At 73.1% G+C, this 15,476-nt stretch carries 14 protein-coding genes; 7 read left to right on the forward strand and 7 right to left on the reverse strand.

Annotated features, from left to right (window positions below):
• Positions 1–23: 23 nt before the first annotated feature.
• From ACWC91_RS06460 to ACWC91_RS06480, 5 genes are all read right to left on the reverse strand, one after another.
• Positions 24–761, reverse strand: coding sequence for an FAD:protein FMN transferase (locus ACWC91_RS06460; RefSeq protein WP_281154419.1), 738 nt, complete (start codon positions 759–761; stop codon positions 24–26).
• A 55-nt stretch (positions 762–816) separates the two neighbouring features.
• The gene (locus tag ACWC91_RS06465; protein WP_450642256.1) at positions 817–1,653 is read right to left on the reverse strand and encodes an FMN-binding protein; all 837 of its coding nucleotides are present in this window, start codon (positions 1,651–1,653) and stop codon (positions 817–819) included.
• Positions 1,654–1,727: 74 nt separating this feature from the next.
• On the reverse strand, positions 1,728–3,110 hold the full coding sequence (locus ACWC91_RS06470; protein WP_376501605.1) for a ferredoxin reductase family protein: 1,383 nt from the start codon (positions 3,108–3,110) through the stop codon (positions 1,728–1,730).
• Between the two features lie 94 nt (positions 3,111–3,204).
• Positions 3,205–3,690: an FMN-binding protein gene (locus ACWC91_RS06475; RefSeq protein WP_225076183.1), complete on the reverse strand. Its 486-nt coding sequence runs from the start codon at positions 3,688–3,690 to the stop codon at positions 3,205–3,207.
• 7 nt (positions 3,691–3,697) lie between these two features.
• The gene (locus ACWC91_RS06480) at positions 3,698–5,050 is read right to left on the reverse strand and encodes a ferredoxin reductase family protein (RefSeq protein WP_376501601.1); all 1,353 of its coding nucleotides are present in this window, start codon (positions 5,048–5,050) and stop codon (positions 3,698–3,700) included.
• A 154-nt stretch (positions 5,051–5,204) separates the two neighbouring features.
• Here ACWC91_RS06480 and ACWC91_RS06485 point away from each other — a divergent pair, with 154 nt between their 5' ends.
• Both ACWC91_RS06485 and ACWC91_RS06490 read left to right on the forward strand, forming a co-directional pair.
• Positions 5,205–5,954 (forward strand): response regulator transcription factor, encoded by a 750-nt coding sequence (locus ACWC91_RS06485; RefSeq protein WP_450642253.1) that lies wholly within the window; start codon positions 5,205–5,207, stop codon positions 5,952–5,954.
• Positions 5,955–5,971: 17 nt separating this feature from the next.
• On the forward strand, positions 5,972–7,528 hold the full coding sequence (locus ACWC91_RS06490) for a sensor histidine kinase (RefSeq protein WP_450725823.1): 1,557 nt from the start codon (positions 5,972–5,974) through the stop codon (positions 7,526–7,528).
• A 20-nt stretch (positions 7,529–7,548) separates the two neighbouring features.
• On the opposite strand, the gene ACWC91_RS06495 is transcribed toward ACWC91_RS06490, so the two are convergent.
• Both ACWC91_RS06495 and ACWC91_RS06500 read right to left on the reverse strand, forming a co-directional pair.
• Complete coding sequence (locus ACWC91_RS06495) at positions 7,549–8,247, reverse strand: L,D-transpeptidase family protein (RefSeq protein WP_376501594.1); 699 nt, start codon at positions 8,245–8,247, stop codon at positions 7,549–7,551.
• A 3-nt stretch (positions 8,248–8,250) separates the two neighbouring features.
• Positions 8,251–8,838, reverse strand: coding sequence for a pyridoxamine 5'-phosphate oxidase family protein (locus ACWC91_RS06500; RefSeq protein ID WP_141362643.1), 588 nt, complete (start codon positions 8,836–8,838; stop codon positions 8,251–8,253).
• A 353-nt stretch (positions 8,839–9,191) separates the two neighbouring features.
• Between ACWC91_RS06500 and ACWC91_RS06505 the strand changes: the two genes are divergently transcribed.
• From ACWC91_RS06505 to ACWC91_RS06525, 5 genes are all read left to right on the forward strand, one after another.
• Positions 9,192–10,385, forward strand: coding sequence for an argininosuccinate synthase (locus ACWC91_RS06505; protein WP_225076189.1), 1,194 nt, complete (start codon positions 9,192–9,194; stop codon positions 10,383–10,385).
• Between the two features lie 176 nt (positions 10,386–10,561).
• The gene (gene argH / locus ACWC91_RS06510; protein ID WP_450641398.1) at positions 10,562–11,989 is read left to right on the forward strand and encodes an argininosuccinate lyase; all 1,428 of its coding nucleotides are present in this window, start codon (positions 10,562–10,564) and stop codon (positions 11,987–11,989) included.
• Positions 11,990–12,061: 72 nt separating this feature from the next.
• The gene (locus tag ACWC91_RS06515) at positions 12,062–13,033 is read left to right on the forward strand and encodes an aldo/keto reductase (protein ID WP_450641397.1); all 972 of its coding nucleotides are present in this window, start codon (positions 12,062–12,064) and stop codon (positions 13,031–13,033) included.
• Between the two features lie 90 nt (positions 13,034–13,123).
• A complete protein-coding gene (locus tag ACWC91_RS06520; protein WP_225076192.1) occupies positions 13,124–13,690 on the forward strand; it encodes a TetR/AcrR family transcriptional regulator in 567 nt (188 codons plus the stop codon).
• Positions 13,687–15,198 carry an MFS transporter gene (locus ACWC91_RS06525; protein WP_450641395.1) on the forward strand — a complete coding sequence of 504 codons (1,512 nt, stop codon included), beginning with the start codon at positions 13,687–13,689 and terminating at the stop codon, positions 15,196–15,198. Before ACWC91_RS06520 ends, ACWC91_RS06525 begins: the two co-directional genes overlap by 4 nt.
• The last annotated feature ends 278 nt before the right edge of the window (positions 15,199–15,476 follow it).

A 15,476-nucleotide genomic window follows, 5' to 3' on the forward strand; every position in this document is an offset into this window, starting at 1 on the left:
CTCGACGCGGGGCCGGCCGGACCTCAGCCCAGGCGGGCGGCGAGCCCATGCGTGCACCTGACCTCGTCGCCCGCCGTGATCAGCAGCGCCTCGACGTCCGGCAACGACTCCAGCCAGGCCAGGCCCTCGCGGGAGCCCATGGCGAACGCGGCCGTCGCCCAGCAGTCCGCCCAGGTCAGGCTGGGGGCGACCACGGTGACCGCGACCAGGTCGGTGACCGCCGACCTGCCGGTGCCCGGGTCGACGATGTGGGCGCCGCGCTCGGCCGTGCCCGATGTCGCCACCGCCAGCTCGCTCGTACCTGCCGCGGAGACCACCGCCGCGAGGCCGCCGGGGCGCAGGGGGTCCGAGACGCCCACGCGCCAGGGCCGCTGCGTGTCGGGGGAGCCGAGCAACTGCACGTCTCCGCCGCCGTTCACGCTGACCCCGCTCACCCCCGCCGCCGCGATCCGCCGGGCGGCCCGTTCGGCGGCCCAGCCCTTGACGATCCCGGTCGGATCCAGGCTCCCCTGGTAGCGCAGGCTGAACCAGCCCTCGCTGACCCGTTCGGCCTCGGCGCCCAGTTCGAGCACCTCGGCGACCTCGGGGTCGCACTCCGCCACGGTCAGCTCACCGCGCGCCAGGCGGGAGAGCTGGCTGTCGTCGCGGTAGGTGCTGAACACCTCGTCGACGCGGTGCAGCCCGGCGATCGCCTCGTCCAGGGCCGCCGCCACCGCGTCGGACCGACCGCCGCGCACGTCGAAGGAGAAGACGGTCCCCATGACCTCCTCCGCGTGCCGCACCGCGGCGGGACCCTGCGCCGAACCGGACACGGCCTCAGCCACCCGCCTTGTCGAGTGCCGACTGGAGGGACTTCTTGTAGCCGCCGCTGGTGTAGGTGGCCCCGGAGACGGTGTCGATGTCGGCGCTCTGCGCGGTCACGGCCTCCTGGTTGAGCCTGGGGACGGCCAGGTCGCTCTTCTGGCCGCTGACCCCGCCCTGCGGTGCCTGTACCGTCTCGGCCTTGGTGATCCTGCCGCCGCTGACCGTGATCCGGACCTGCACCGGGCCGTACTGGGTCTGCGCGGCGTCGCCCGTGACGGTGCGGGTCTGCGCGGCTTGCGAGCCGGCGGCCCCCGAGGAGGACGAGCCGGAAGGCGAACCGGGGGCTTGCCCGGATGCCGAACCGGAGGCCTGCCCGGACGCCGAACCGTCCGCCTTCACCTTGTCGAGTGCCGACTGGAGGGACTTCTTGTAGCCGCCGCTGGTGTAGGTGGCCCCGGAGACGGTGTCGATGTCGGCGCTCTGCGCGGTCACGGCCTCCTGGTTGAGCCTGGGGACGGCCAGGTCGCTCTTCTGGCCGCTGACCCCGCCCTGCGGTGCCTGTACCGCCTCCGCCGCGGTGATCCTGCCGCCGCTGACGGTCAGCCGGACCTGCACGTCGCCGTACTGGGTCCGGGCCACGTCGCCGGTCACGGACTGCGTGCCCGTCCGCTGCGCGCCGCTGCCGCCCTGCGGCGACTCCTGCGCCGCCGCGGTCCGTTGCGGCGCCGCGCCGGCCGCCGAGGCGGAGGCCGGGTCGGAGGCCGGCTTCAGCGAGAGCAGCAGCACGATGCCGGACACGGTCGCTGCGCCGGCCAGCACGGCACGTCGGATGGGGTGGCTCTTCCTCATCGCCGATGAGCTCCTGAATTCCCGTGGGTCCCGTAAGTCAGCTGGTTTCCGCGGCCGTTCCGCGTTCCCGTCACTCACATCTCGAACGACTCGTGATGGATGCGGCGGGCGGGGACACCCGCGCCGCGCAGTGCCTCGTACACCGACTGCGCGAAGCCGGGCGGGCCGCACATGAAGACGTCGTGACGGTCGATGTCGGCGATCTTGCGGCGCAGCGACTCGGCGGAGATGTCGGGGCGTTCCCCGTCCGGGCTGTTCACCGCGTACATCAGCCGGGCGCCGCGCTCGTCGGCGATCTTCGCCAGTTCGCCCCACAGGGCCAGGTCCTGCGTGCTGTTGGCCCGGTACAGCAGCGTGATGTCACCGGCCGCGCCGGGCAGCGTCTCGAACAGCGCCCGCATCGGCGTGATGCCCACCCCGCCCGCCACCAGCAGCACCTTGCCGCGGCTGCGCCGGGACGCGGTCAGCGCGCCGTACGGCCCCTCCGCCCACACCCGGGTGCCGGGGGTGAGTTCGCGCAGCCCGGCGCTGTGGTCGCCGATCGCCTTGACGGTGATGCGCAGCAGGTCCGGACGGGGCGCCGCCGACAGGGAGTACGGGTGGGAGGAGAACCGCATGCCGGGTGCCAGGAACCGCCAGCGGAAGAACTGCCCGGCCTCCGCGCCCATCCGGTGCAGCCTTTTGCCGCCGATCAGCACCGACACGATGCCCGGCGTCTCCTCGATCACCGCCTCCACCCGCATGCGGTGGCGCAGGTTCAGCCGGATCGGGGTGAGGATCCGGTACCAGATCACCAGCGCGGTCACGGCGCCGTACAGGCCGTACCAGAAGGTCCTGGCGGCCGGTTCCACGGCGAAGTCGTTGCCGGTGGTGATCTGGTGCCAGAACGTCAGGAACACCGCGGCATAGGTGAGCAGGTGCACGTGGTACCACGTGTCGTACGGCATCCGGCGGCGCACCGGGCCGATCGAGACCAGTCCGACGACCACCAGCAGACCGGTGCCGATCGCGGCCTTGCCCATGTCGGGCAGCTGCTCGACGGACTCGACGGTCTGCGCCACGATGTCGCCGAGCGACTTGCCGCCCAGCAGCGCGTAGCCCCACATGGTGAGGAAGACGTGCGCGAGGACCAGGCACAGCGTGTACCGGCCGGTCATGGCGTGCCAGCGCGCGACCCGGTCGGAGCCCACCCGCCGCTCCAGGGCCGGCACCCGCGCCATCTGGAGCACGACCAGCGCCATGAGGTAGCCGGCGAGCAGGCCGGTGATCCGGCCCGCGTTCAGGACCCTCCCGGCGGTGCCGTCGATGGACGGGGTGTTCATCCACCACAGCCAGACGACGCCCGCCGCGCCCGCCCAGACGGCGGTCAGCAGCGGGACGGCGGGGGAGCGGCGCGGCCGGATGCGGCGCATCGTCTGGCGCCGGGCGGCGCGGCCTCCTGCGAGCGTGCTGGTCACGGTTCCTCCGCGGACGGGGTCAAGGGGGGCGGCGTGGTCCCTTGGCCCTGGAATACGTGCCACGGCGGCCTCGCGTTCAGCGTCCGGTCGAGGTTCAGCGCCGGGCCGCGTCCAGCGCGGACTGGAGCGAGCGGCGGTATCCGTCACTGGTGTACGTCGCCCCCGAGACGGTGTCGATGCTCGCGCTCTGCGCGGTCAGCGCCTCCCTGCGCAGCTGGGGGATGGCGTAGCCGCTGATCTCCCGGTCCCGCGGGTTGTCCGAGGGCTGGGCGAGCGCCGTCACGTCGGTGATCCGGCCGTCGACGAGCGTGACCCGCACCTGGACCGGACCCCAGCGGGTCTGCACCGTCTCACCGGTGACGGTCCTGGTACCGGTGGACCGACCGGTCCCGCCGGTCCCGCCGGACGTGCTGGAACCGCCGGACGTGCTGGAACCGCTGGACGGGGCCGGCGCGGGATCCGCGGCGATCTGCGGCGGCGTGTGCGGCTTGAGCGACAGCAGCATCACCAGCCCGGAGACGGTGGCGGCGCTCGCCAGCACGACGCGGCGCAGCGGACGGTTCTTCCTCAGCGCGTGCAACAGGGCCTCACAGCTCGAACGACTCGTGGTGGATACGGCGGTCCGGAACCCCGGCGGCGCGCAGCACCTCGTACAGGTCCCGGGCGAAGGCGTGCGGGCCGCAGAGGTACACGTCGTGCCCGGCCAGGTCGGGCACGGCCGCGCGCAGGGACTCCACGGTGAGGCGGGGGCGTTCGCCGCGCGGGCCGTTGAGCGCGTACAGCACCCGAGCCCCGCGCCCGCGCGCTATGGCCTCCAACTCACCGCCCAGGGCGAGGTCTTCGGCCGTACGTGCCCGGTACAGCAGGGTGACGTCACCGGGCAGCGTCTCGAACAGCGCCCGCAGCGGCGTGATACCGACCCCGGCGGCGATCAGCAGGGACCTGTGCGAGGTGCGCCGGCCGGCGGTCATCGACCCGTAGGGGCCCTCCGCCCACACCCGGGTGCCCGGCCGCAGCAGCGGCACGGCCGCGCTGTGGTCGCCGAGCGCCTTCACCGTGATGCGCAGCAGGTCCGGACGGGGCGGCGCCGACAGGGAGTACGGCGTCGACGTCCAGGCCATGCCCTCGGCGAGGAACCGCCAGCGGAAGAACTGCCCAGGCAGCGCCCCCAGTTCGTCCAGCCGGTGGCCGCGCACGACGACGGAGTACACGCCCGGCGCCTCCTTGTGGACCAGCTCGACCCGCATCCGGTGGCGCAGGTTGAGCCGTACCGGGACCAGGATCCGGAACCACACCACCAGGGCCGCGACGCCCAGGTACAGCGCGTACCAGGCCGCCGTGGCCAGGACGTGGCCGGTGAACTCGGCCCCCAGCGCCACCTGGTGGCCGAAGGCCAGGAAGACGGCGGCGTAGGTGAGCAGGTGCGTGTAGTACCAGAACTCGTGACCGGTCCGGCGGCGCACCGCGCGCGCCGAGGTGACGCCGACCGCGAAGAGGATCACCGTCCCGGCGGTGGCCTTCAGCATCTCCGGGTAGTCCAGCACCACCGTGACCGCCTCGCGCAGAACGGAGAAGCCGTCCTGCGCGGCGTACCCGGCGAGGATCAGCACCACGTGCACGACCAGCAGGCACACCGTGTAGCGGCCGGCCATCGCGTGCCAGCGCGCCACCCGGTCGGAGCCGATCCGGCGCTCCAGCAGCGGCACCCGCGCCATCAGGCCCACCAGCACCGCGCAGGCGTACCCGCACAGCAGGCCCGCGATCCGTCCGGCGCCGGTCAGCCAGCCCGCCGCGCCCACGACGGAGGCGGTGTCGTACCACCACAGGAGGACCACCGCGGCGGCACCCGCCCACAGCAGCGCCAGCACCGCGCCCGCCGGGGAGCGCCGGGGCGCCAGTGGCACGGGCGGTGCCGCCCGCCGCTCGTACACCGTGGTCATCCGCTCTCCCGTCCCTTCGCCGGTCCAGGACGCCACTGTGCGGGGCGAACCTCTGAGGAAGCTCTGAGCCTCGGGCGGAGTGGGCCCACTCACAGAAAACTCAGAGGGTCCACCCTCGCCGTCCGGGCGGGGAACCGGCGATGCTGGAGGGGCCATGAACACCTTCCGCCCGAGCCCTCCCGGCCTGCCCGCCCTCACCCGCCTCGACGGCACCCCCGTGCGCGTCCTCGTCGTCGACGACGACCCCGACCTCGCCGAAGTGCTCTGCGGAGCCCTGCGCTACCAGGGCTGGGAAGTGCGCGCCGCGGGCGACGGCGCCTCGGCCGTCGCCGCGGCGCGCGAGGTGCGGCCCGACGCCGTCGTCCTCGACGTGATGCTCCCGGACACCGACGGATTCGCCGTGCTGCGTGAGCTGCACGCCGCGCAGCCGGACGTCTGTGTGCTCTTCCTCACGGCGCGGGACGCGGTGGAGGACCGTGTCGCGGGGATCACCGCGGGCGGCGACGACTACGTGACCAAGCCGTTCAGCCTGGAGGAGGTGGTCGCCCGGCTGCGCGGACTGCTGCGCCGCGCCGGCATGGCCCGGCAGCCGGCGGACGGCCCGCGGCTGACCGTGGGCGACCTGGTCATGGACGAGGACGCCCGCGAGGTCACCCGGGCGGGAGAGCTGATCGAGCTGTCCCCGACCGAGTTCGAGCTGCTGCGCTTCCTGATGCACAACCCGCGCCGGGTGCTGAGCAAGGCGCAGATCCTCGACCGTGTGTGGTCCTACGACTTCGGCGGCCAGGCCCATGTGGTGGAGCTGTACATCTCGTACCTGCGCAAGAAGGTGGACGCCGGCCGCGAGCCCATGATCCACACGGTGCGCGGGGCCGGGTACGTGCTGAAGCCGGCGGTACCGTGACCGTGCCGCGGCGGGCGATGGCACCGCGGATACGGCGGCTGCCCCGGCCGCGCACCCTGCGGGCCCGGCTCACCTTCGGCCTGGTGGTGCTGCTGGCCGTCGGCTGCGCCGCCGTCGGCGTGGCCGCGGTCCTCGAACTGGACGGCTTCCTCACCGGCCGGATCGACCAGCAGCTCCAGCAGGCCGGTCCGGGCTTCCCGGAGAGCCTGGAGCACGGCACCACCACGCCCGCCAAGCCCTCCGACCACGACGGCGACGAGCGCGGCGACACCCGCCGCCAGGCCGCCGGCACCTTCGGCGCGCGGCTCCTCGGCGGCACGGTGACCCACGCGGCCATGGTCCCCTCCGAGTCACGTCCCGGCTTCGACGTCACCCTCTCCGGCGCCGACCGCGCGGCACTGGCCGCGCTCCCGGTGGGCCGCGGCGGGCACACGGTGCGCCTGTCCGACCTGGGCGAGTACCGGCTGGCGGCCTGGCCGGGCCGGGACGGCGACGTGCTGGTCACCGGGCTGCCGATGGCGCCGGTGCGGGCCGCGGTCCACCGCCTCGAACTGGTCGCGGGGATCGTCTCCGCCCTGGCCCTGGCCGTCGCCGGGGTCGCGGGCGCCCTGTGGGTGCGCTGGTCGCTGCGGCCGCTGACCCGGGTCGCGGAAACCGCCGCCCGGGTCAGCGAGCTGCCGCTCGCCAGCGGCGAGGTGACGCTGCCGCCCCGCGCGCCGCGCGCCGACCCGCGCAGCGAGGTCGGGCGGGTCGGCGCCGCCTTCAACCGGATGCTCCACCACGTCGAGGACGCGCTGACCAAACGGCACGCCAGCGAGGAGCGGCTGCGCGGATTCGCCGCCGACGCCAGCCACGAGCTGCGCACCCCGGTCGCCACGGTGCGCGGCCACGCCGAGCTCGCCCTGCTGCACCCGGGGCCGGTGCCGCCCGAGGTCACCCGGGCCCTGGAACGCATCGCCGCCGAGTCCGCGCGCATGGGCGAGATGGTCGACGAGATGCTGCTCCTGGCCCGGCTGGACGCCGGGCGTCCCCTGGACCGCCACCCGGTCGACCTGACCCGACTGGTCCTGGACGCGGTGACGGACGCCCGGGCCGCGGGTCCGGAGCACCGCTGGACGCTGGAGCTGGCGGAGGAACCGGTGACGGTGACCGGTGACGCCCACCGGCTCCAGCAGGTGCTGGCCAACCTGCTGGCCAACGCGCGTGCGCACACGCCCGCGGGCACCAAGGTGACGGTGTCCCTGGGCCTGGAGTGCGACCGGGAGGCGGACCCGGAGAGTGCCGCCACGGCCGTGCTGCGGGTGCACGACGACGGGCCCGGCGTCCCCGAGGAGGTCCAGCCCGGTGTCTTCGAGCGCTTCACCCGGGCCGACCGCCGCCGCACCGACTCCTTCGGCGGCGCCGGGGCCGGCCTGGGCCTGTCGATCGTGGCGGCCGTGACGGAGGCCCACGGCGGCGGTGTCGGTCTGGACAGCCGCCCCGGCTCCACGGCCTTCACCGTCCGGCTGCCGGCGGGCGGCGTCCAGGGTCTTTCGTCCGGATCACGCCGGGCTCGCAAGCCTGGTCCGGCCTGATCCGGACGAGAGCCCCTGAGTCAGTAACGGCTGATCGCGGTCGCCCCGCCCGCCGTGCCGATCGCGATGTGCGGCCGGCGCCCGGGATCCGCCCACGCCAGGATCCGCCGCATGGCCTCACGCGGCACCGACACACAGCCGGCCGTCGCCCCGGGCCCGTTGACGTGCAGGAAGATCCCCGCCCCCCGGCCGCGCACCGGACGGGAGTAGTTGAACCCGATGACAAGCGCGTGCGCGTACTGCCTCGGGTACGCCACCAGGTGCTCGGACTCGGTGGCCCGGCAGTCCGCGGGGCGCGGCTGGGTCCAGCGGTTGTAGGAGCGCGAGCCGTTGTCCTCGCACCACCAGGAGTCCGGGCCCGCCCGCCGGTACCGCAGCCGGGTCCCGCCCGGCGCGGGCTGGACGCCGAAGGCGAACGGCAGGTGGTACAGCCCGGTCGGCGTCGTGTACGTCTCCTGCCGCCGCACCGTGCCCTCGACGAGCCCCTTCGCGCCGAACCGGGCAGGCGCCGAACCGGCCCGCACCCAGCCTCCGCCGCGCAGGTCCCACCACGTGACGGTGCCCGACGTGGCGCCGGCGCGGGCCGCCCGAGCGGTGATCAGCTGGGTGCCGCCGCCGGTGTCCCGCATCCGCGCCGGCAGCGGCACCTCGCCCGCGGGCGCGGCATCGAGTGTGAGCAGGGACAGGGCGGCGAGGATCGCGGCGACACCGGGGCGCATGGCTCAGACCGTGGACGGCGGCAGCGGCAACGGCAGTCCGGGCAGTCCGTCCAGGCTGGTGGCCACGTGCTCCTTCCTGGTGAAGTAGTCGCTCAGCGAGGCGTCGTCCTCGCGCGCGAAGCGCCTGCCGTGCAGATCGCGGTCCGCCTCGTACGCCATGAAGGGCACCGCGTATCCGCAGGTGTCCCGCACCAGCTCGGCGTGTACGACGATGATCGCGCGAAGCCCGTGGGCGGCCGGATCGATGTCGGGGAAACGGGCGAGGAGTTCACCGAAGCGAGGGTCGTCGCGGAAGACGGGCTCGCCCCGGCCGTGGACGCGCACGATGCTGGGCGGGCCCTGGAAGGCGCACCACATCAGGGTGATCCGGCCGTTCTCACGCAGGTGGGCGATGGTCTCCGCGTTGGACCCGGCGAAGTCCAGGTAGGCCACGGTGTGCTCGTCGAGCACCGCGAAGGAGCCCTTGAGGCCCTTGGGGGAGAGGTTGACCGTGCCGTCGCCGGAGAGCGGGGCGGTCGCGGTGAAGAAGAGGGGCTGCCGCTCGATGAACGTGCGCAGCCTGCCGTCGATGCGCTCATACGTCTTTCCCATGTCCAGCGATTATCCGGGGAAGTTCTTTCGTCTGTCTAAGGAATTGCGGCCTCCGCGGGCCCACCGTGGCCGCCCCGGCCGGCGCTTCCTCGGGGCGGCCACGGCTGCCTGTCACCTCACGGGGTGAGGTGCAGGCGGCCGGGGAGGCGGGCGCCCGGGGTCCGGAGGCCGGGGCGCCCGTGTTCGCCGGGAGATACGCGGAAGCGGTCGTGCTCGTTCAGGGAGTGACGGGCGAGTTCTGAAAACACCTTGCGAATCCCCTGGTGCCGCGACGCGCCCCGGATGAGATTGACGAACCATGCAGAGTTCTGCATACTCATGCATGTCAGCGAATGCAGTGTGAGGAGAATCCCGTGACCGAGCGCGTCGTACTCGCCTACTCGGGCGGTCTGGACACCTCCGTCGCCATCGGCTGGATCGCCGAGGAGACGGGCGCCGAGGTCATCGCCGTTGCGGTCGACGTCGGCCAGGGCGGCGAGGACCTGGACGTCATCCGCAAGCGCGCGCTCGCCTGCGGTGCCGTCGAGGCAGAGGTCGCCGACGCCAAGGACGAGTTCGCCGACGAGTACTGCCTCCCGGCGATCAAGGCCAACGCCCTCTACATGGACCGCTACCCGCTGGTCTCCGCGCTGTCGCGGCCGACGATCGTCAAGCACCTGGTCGCCGCCGCCCAGAAGCACGGCGCCGGCATCGTCGCCCACGGCTGCACCGGCAAGGGCAACGACCAGGTCCGCTTCGAGGCCGGCATCGTCGCCCTCGCCCCCGACCTGAAGTGCATCGCCCCGGTCCGCGACTACGCGATGACCCGGGACAAGGCCATCGCGTTCTGCGAGGAGAAGAACCTCCCGATCGCGACCACCAAGAAGTCCCCGTACTCCATCGACCAGAACGTCTTCGGCCGCGCCGTGGAGACCGGCTTCCTCGAGGACATCTGGAACGCGCCGATCGAGGACATCTACGAGTACACCCAGAACCCGGCCGTCGCCCGTGAGGCCGACGAGGTGATCATCACCTTCAAGGAGGGCGTCCCGGTCGCCATCGACGGCAAGCCCGTCTCCGTCCTCCAGGCCATCCAGCAGCTCAACGAGCGCGCCGGCGCCCAGGGCATCGGCCGGATCGACATGGTCGAGGACCGCCTCGTCGGCATCAAGTCCCGCGAGGTGTACGAGGCTCCCGGCGCGATCGCCCTGATCACCGCCCACCAGGAGCTGGAGAACGTCACGGTCGAGCGCGAACTGGCCCGCTACAAGCGGCAGGTCGAGCAGCGCTGGGGCGAACTGGTCTACGACGGCCAGTGGTTCTCCCCGCTCAAGCGCGCCCTGGACGGCTTCATCGACGAGGCCAACCAGCACGTCTCCGGCGACGTCCGCATGACCCTGCACGGCGGCCGCGCGGTCGTCACGGGCCGGCGCTCCCAGGAGTCGCTGTACGACTTCAACCTCGCCACCTACGACACCGGCGACACCTTCGACCAGTCCGCAGCCAAGGGCTTCATCGACATCTACAGCCTGTCGTCGAAGATCGCCGCACGGCGCGATCTGGCCTAGGCCCTCTCGTCCGGATCATGCAGGGCTCGATCCGGACGAAGGACTCTGGGCCCCGACCCGGCGCGGACCTCGCGTCACGGCGCCGGGTCGTCTCGCACGCACTAGCCTGACAATCGCCTCCTCACTCACGGGTGGGGAGGCGGTCGCGCACATCGCCATCTCCGAGGAGCAACGCAGTGAGCAGCAACAGCGGTGACGTACGGCTCTGGGGCGGCCGTTTCGCCGACGGACCCGCCGAGGCCCTGGCGAAGCTGTCCGCGTCCGTCCACTTCGACTGGCGCCTCGCGTCCTACGACATCGCCGGCTCCCGCGCCCACGCGCGCGTGCTGCACAAGGCCGGGCTGCTCACGGACGACGAACTGCGGCGCATGCTGGCCGGCCTCGACCAGCTGGAGGCGGACGTCGCCGACGGCTCCTTCACCGGCACCATCGCCGACGAGGACGTGCACACCGCCCTGGAGCGCGGACTGCTGGAACGCCTCGGCGCCGACCTCGGCGGCAAGCTGCGCGCCGGCCGGTCCCGCAACGACCAGGTCGCCACCCTCTTCCGCATGTACCTGCGCGACCACGCCAGGATCATCGGCGGTCTGATCGCCGACCTCCAGGACGCGCTCATCGGCCTGGCCGAGGCCCACCCGGACGTGGCCATGCCCGGCCGCACCCACCTCCAGCACGCCCAGCCGGTCCTGTTCGCCCACCACGTCCTCGCGCACGTCCAGTCCCTGTCGCGGGACGCCGAGCGGCTGCGCCAGTGGGACGAGCGGACGGCCGTGTCGCCGTACGGCTCCGGCGCCCTGGCCGGTTCCTCCCTCGGCCTGGACCCGGAGGCGGTGGCGCGGGACCTCGGCTTCGAGCGCGGCAGCGCCGGCAACTCCATCGACGGCACGGCCTCCCGGGACTTCGTCGCGGAGTTCGCCTTCGTCACCGCGATGATCGGTGTGAACCTCTCCCGGATCGCCGAGGAGGTCATCATCTGGAACACGAAGGAGTTCTCCTTCGTGACCCTGCACGACGCCTTCTCCACCGGCTCGTCGATCATGCCGCAGAAGAAGAACCCGGACATCGCCGAGCTGGCGCGCGGCAAGTCCGGCCGGCTGATCGGCAACCTGACCGGGCTGCTCGCCACCCTGAAGGCCCTGCCGCTGGCGTACAACCGCGACCTCCAGGAGGACAAGGAACCCGTCTTCGACTCCTGCGACCAGCTGGAGGTCCTGCTGCCGGCCTTCACCGGCATGATGGCCACGCTCACCGTGCACCGCGAGCGCATGGAGGAGCTGGCCCCGGCCGGCTTCTCGCTGGCCACCGACATCGCCGAGTGGCTGGTCAAGCAGGGCGTGCCGTTCCGGGTGGCGCACGAGGTCGCCGGCGAGTGCGTGAAGGCCGCCGAGGCCGAGGGGAAGGAACTCGACGAGCTGACCGACGAGCAGTTCGCCAAGATCTCCGCCCATCTGACGCCCGAGGTGCGTACCGTCCTCAACGTCCCCGGCGCCCTCGCCTCCCGCAGCGGCCGCGGCGGCACCGCCCCGAGCGCGGTCGCCGTCCAGCTCGCCGAGGTCAAGGCGGACGTGGCGGCGCAGCACCAGTGGGCGGACGCCCGGAAGTAGTTCGCCGGCCTTCGGGGCCTCGCGGGTTACGTTGGTCCACAGCCGTAAGGAAGCGACCGAACGGAGCCCGCGATGCCCTTCGCCCGACTGGCCTCGGCCACGACCCCCACGTGCCACATCGGCCTGGGACTCGCCGCCGTCGGGCGTCCGGGTTACATCAACCTCGGCCGTGAGAGGGACCTCCCTGCCGACCGCACCGTGGACGCCCTGCGCGAGCGCACCCACGAACTCCTCGACGCCGCCTACGCCCAGGGCGTCCGCTACGTGGACGCCGCCCGCTCCTACGGCCGCGCCGAGGAGTTCCTCGCCGACTGGCTCAGGGCCCGCCCCGACGCCGACGACGTCGTCGTCGGCAGCAAGTGGGGCTACACCTACACGGCGGACTGGACCACCGACGCCGACCGGCACGAGGTCAAGGACCACAGCCTCGCCACCTACGAGCGGCAGCGTGCCGAGACCGCCGAACTGCTCGGCGACCGGCTCGACCTGTACCAGATCCACTCGCTGACCCCGGACAGCCCGGCGCTCACCGACAAGGAGCTGCACGCCGGGCTCGCCGAGGCCGCCGAGGGCGGCCTCACGATCGGCTTCTCCACCAGCGGACCCGCCCAGGCAGAAACCGTCCGGGCCGCGCTCGCCGTGACGGTCGGCGGCGCCCCCCTCTTCCGTACCGTCCAGTCGACGTACAACGCCCTGGAGACCTCCGCCGGTCCCGCCCTCGCCGAGGCGCACGACGCCGGACTGACGGTGATCGTCAAGGAGGGCATGGCCAACGGCAGGCTCGCCGAGCCGTACGCCCCCGAGGCGCTCAAGGCGGTCGCCCGGGAGACGGACCTGGGCTGCGACGCGGTCGCCCTCGCCCTGATCCTGCGCAGGCCCTGGGCCGGTGTGGTCCTCTCCGGCGCCGCCACCCCCGGCCAGCTCGCCTCCAACCTGCACGCCCCCGCCGTCGACCTCGACGAGGACCAGCTCGCCCGCCTCGACACGCTGGCCGAGGAACCGCGGGCCTACTGGGAGCGGCGCGGGCAGCTGCCCTGGCACTGAACGCCCACGGCACCCTCCTCCACCATGAGCCGGTGAGACACGTACGCCTAATGTGAGACATCAATGTCTCATATGGGGTATCGTCGTCTCATGGCTGTCGATCGTGACCACGTGCTGCGCAGCGCAGCCACCCTGCTCACCCACAAGTCCACCGCCACCATGGACGAGGTCGCCAAGGCGGCCGGGATCAGCCGGGCCACGCTGCACCGCCACTTCGCCGGACGTGACTCGCTCGTCAGGGCGCTGGAGGCGCTCGGCATCGCCGAGTGCGAGGCCGCCCTCGACGCGGCCCGTCTGGGGGAGGGGCCGGCCGGCGACGCCGTACGGCGCCTGGTCCGCGAGATCGAACCGGCGGCCGGGCTGCTCTCCTTCCTCTACACGGAGAACCAGCTGTTCGAGGGCGAGGAGCAGAACGAGGGCTGGGCGCGGCTCGACGAGCGCATCTCCGAGGTCTTCCGGCGCGGCCAGCTCAGCGGCGAGATCCGTATCGACCTCACCCCCGCCTGGCTCACCGAGGCCCTCGTCGGCCTCATCGCCTCCGGCGCCTACGTCGTACTGAGCGGCAAGGTCGCCCCCAAGGACTTCCACCACATGATCGCCGAGCTGATGCTCGGCGGCGCACTGCGCACGGACACTTCACGGAACGAGGAATCATGACCAGCACCCTGCAGCCGGCTCGTGTGGCGGAGGTGGAGCAGCGCCCGGGCCGCTGGCTCGCGCTCTCCGTCCTCGTGCTCGCCGTGCTGCTGGTGGCCGTCGACGCGACCGTCCTCGGTCTCGCGACCCCCTTCATCAGTGAGGACCTGAGGCCCTCGGGCACCCAGCTGCTGTGGATCGGCGACGTCTACTCCTTCGTCATCGCCGGTCTGCTCGTCTCGATGGGCAGCCTCGGCGACCGCATCGGCCGCAAGCGCATCCTGCTCGGCGGAGCCACCGCGTTCGGCGCGGTCTCCGTGCTCAACGCCTACGCCGCCACGCCGGAACTGATGATCCTGGCGCGGGCGCTGCTCGGTGTCGCGGGCGCCACCCTGATGCCCGCCACGCTCGCCCTGATCCGCAACCTCTTCCACGACCCGCGCGAGCGCAGCCTCGCGGTCGGCATCTGGGGCGCCACCGCCTCCGGCGGCACGGCCGTCGGACCGATCGTGGGCGGCCTGCTGCTCGAGCACTTCTGGTGGGGCTCGGTCTTCCTGATCAACCTGCCCGTGATGGCGGTCCTCGTCCTGGTCGGCGTCAAGACCCTGCCCGAGTCCCGCAACCCCGACCCGGGCCCGTGGGACCTGGCGAGCGTCGTGCTGTCGTTGGTCGGCGTGATCGGCGTCGTCTACGCGGTCAAGGAGGCCGCGGCACGAGGGTTCACCTGGCCGGTCCTGGCCACGGGTCTGCTGGGCTCGGCCGCGCTGTACGGATTCGTCCGCCGCCAGCTCACGCTGCCGAAGCCGCTGCTGGACATGCGGCTCTTCCGCAGCCGGGGGTTCTCCGGCGCCGTCCTCGCCGATCTGCTGACCGTGCTCGGCATGTCCGGTCTGGTGTTCTTCCTGTCCCAGTACCTGCAACTCGTCCAGGGCAGGCGGCCGTTCGAGGCGGGTCTGTTCGAACTGCCCGCCGCCGTGGGCGCGGTGGCGGCCGGACTGCTCGCCGGGCGGGCGGCAAGGCGTTTCTCGGTGCGGACCGTGGTCTCCGGCTCACTGGCCGCCATCGGTCTGGGGCTGGCCGCGCTGACGACGCTCAGCGGGACCACCGGCTACCCGCTGCTGGGCACGTCCCTGCTGGTGGTCGGCGTCGGTGCCGGCTTCTCCTTCACGGTGACCGCCGACGTGATCCTGTCCAGCGTGCCCAAGGAGCAGGCGGGCGCCGCCTCGGCGGTCTCCGAGACGGCGTACGAACTGGGCGCGGCCCTCGGCATCGCCCTGCTGGGCTCCATCGTGACCGGCGTCTACCGGGACTTCACCGGCCCGGCGGGCACACCGTCCGCCGCCCGCGAGTCGCTGGGCGGCGCGGTCGAGGTGGCGGCGGGCCTGCCGGCGCGGACCTCCGAGGCCCTGCTGCACGCGGCCAGGGAGTCCTTCGTCCACGGCCTGCACCTGGCGTCGGGTGCGGGAGCGGCGGTACTGCTGGCAACGGCACTGGCGGCGTGGTTCCTGCTGAAGGGCCAGAAGCTCTGAACCCCTGGCGGGCGGCGCGGCGGAGCGACGGCGGTCGGCCTTCGCCGCCGTCGTCGCGGCCCCGCCGGCCGGAGCCCGGAGCGCAGGGCCGGCGCGCGGAACACCGCTCCCGGCGGGCGGCGCACCGCCGACGAGGCGGGCGGCGCCGGTACGACGGCGGCGCGGGCGGTGTCGGGACAAGCCTGCGCGGCGCGGGCTGTGTCGGGACAAGCCTGCGCGGCGCGATGGCGACCGGCCACGGCGGGCCCGCGGCCGTCACGCCCCGCCCGTCCGCCCGC

Source organism: Streptomyces sp. NPDC001204, assembly GCF_053598035.1.